Here is a 452-nt window from a genome sequence, read left to right on the forward strand (position 1 = left end):
CGCAGGCAGGCCGCGGCGGGTCAGGATGCGGTGGGCGGTGGAGGCGGCGATGTTGCAGCGGGCGGCCAGTCGCACAGGGCCGATCCGGTGCTCACGTCGCAGGCGCACCACGTGTTCCTCGATGGTGGTCGCAGTGCGGCGGGGCTGGTGGTGCGGGCGGCTGGAGCGGTCATGCATGCCAGCGGCGCCCAGGGTCCGGTAGCGGCTTGCCCAGCGGGCGGTGGTGGTGTGGCTGACCTGGAAACGTTCCGCTGCCCGGCGTAGCGGCCAGCCGTCGTCCACGACGCACCGGGCCAGACGGAGCCTGCCCGTCGCCGTCAGCGGGGCATTACGGTGGAACACGAGGGCCTCCTGCGGTCAGGCGTAGATGTCGCAATCCACACCGAACCCAGAAGGCCCTCACCTGTTCAAGCACCCAGCACGCGTGTCACCAACGTCCCGGGACAGCACAC

The 452-nt window shown here is 71.0% G+C and carries 1 protein-coding gene; it reads right to left on the reverse strand.

Annotated features, from left to right (window positions below; genetic code table 11):
• Nucleotides 1-342, reverse strand: a 342-nt coding sequence (locus tag NQO67_RS43565; protein ID WP_255956206.1) for a leucine zipper domain-containing protein, incomplete at its 3' end; no start/stop codon positions are given.
• Between the last annotated feature and the right edge of the window lie 110 nt (nucleotides 343-452).

The organism is Streptomyces odontomachi (assembly GCF_024435355.1).
GTDB lineage: Bacteria > Actinomycetota > Actinomycetes > Streptomycetales > Streptomycetaceae > Streptomyces > Streptomyces odontomachi.